General features: G+C 56.2%; 1 protein-coding gene and 1 pseudogene. Both read right to left on the bottom strand.

What is annotated here, in order from left to right:
- A partial coding sequence (locus C6W91_RS21065; RefSeq protein ID WP_370571599.1) for a ParB/RepB/Spo0J family partition protein occupies window positions 1–681 on the bottom strand: 681 nt, incomplete at its 3' end.
- 113 nt (window positions 682–794) lie between these two features.
- Window positions 795–1,320 (bottom strand): annotated as a pseudogene (locus tag C6W91_RS21070) (hypothetical protein); the annotation flags it as partial.

Below are 1,320 nucleotides of genomic sequence, written 5' to 3' on the forward strand. Positions count from 1 at the left end.
ACAACCGCTCTCCTGCCTGACCACGCTCGAAAGTGACCTCATCAAGAAAACTTTGCAACAGAGCCAGGATGAATGGATCACGTCCCAGACCTGAACCTGATGCGCGTGATCGGGGCTCACGGTGAAGGCCATGAGCTGCTCCAGCGTCATGCCATCTTCGGCATAGATCTCAAGCAGGGCAGGGGCGACGGAGACAAGTTTGAGGCGCTGCTTCACGATCTGCGGCGTCACGAAACAGGCCGCAGCAATCTCTGCGTTGCTCTGGCCCTTGTCCCGCAGCGCCACAAACGCGCGGAACTGATCGAGCGGGTGCAGGGCGACGCGCTGCATGTTTTCCGCAAGAGAGTCATCCTCGGCGAGGATGTCAGAGCCCGCGTCCCGCACGATGCAGGGAATGAGCGTGCTCTTTGCCAAACGCTTCTGCTTCACCAGCAAGGACATTGCTTGGAACCGACGACCCCCGGCCGGGATCTCGAACTTGCCGGTCTCGGTCCCATCGTCAGCCAACACGGGCCGCACGCTCAGGCTCTGCAACAGACCGCGGCGGGCGATGTCTTCGGCGAGTTCCTCGACGGACACGCCAGCCTTGATGCTTCGCACGTTGGACTGGCTCAGCACCAGCTTGTCGAAAGGGATATCCCGCGAAGGGGACAGGGTGATTTTCTGGACAGCTTTGGTCATCAGATATTCTCCGCGACGGTTGCCGGAAGCCACTCTCGCGATCTCACTTCCCGTCGCCCTCAAACCAACACGCCTTTCGCTCTCACCGTCGTTCTTGACCGCGGTCAAGCAATTCAGGTGGGAGTAAGTTGGGTGCGTAGGATCCTTTCGAAATAGGCGTCCGGGTGTTTGATCGTGTCTGCTCTTGCTATCAGGTAGTCGAAGACGAGAAGCAGTTTTCCCGCGCCAGCTTTCTGGATGCCATGTCGAAGTTCGTCTTGGCTTATTCTAAGCAATCGACCGAGGTCGTATAGAATGCGGTTAAGGGCTTCTCCTGTCCGCGGCGGTTCTGGGAAAAATCCCGCAACGTGGGTGAAGTCTTCCCATGCCATGCATGCTGGGTCTCGGTTCATCGTGGGTTTGGTTTGAGCGGTTTGTTCACCGCGATTGACCGTAGTGGGAACAATCTTTTTAATATCTTTTTTTATAGACTCTATGTGCCGGACATTTTGTCCGTTTGTGGCGGGCAGATCGTTGGAATCTGGTGTATGAGGTCGGTGTTCGATAGTTTGTAAATTATCTGCGGTACCAGCTTTGGGGATGTCCCTGTTGATGTTGAACTTTGCTTGAAGGGTGGCGTTGCTTTCCCTGAGCCGTAGG

It is taken from the genome of Phaeobacter sp. SYSU ZJ3003 (genome assembly GCF_041300735.1).
Classification (GTDB): Bacteria; Pseudomonadota; Alphaproteobacteria; order Rhodobacterales; family Rhodobacteraceae; genus Phycobacter; species Phycobacter gallaeciensis_A.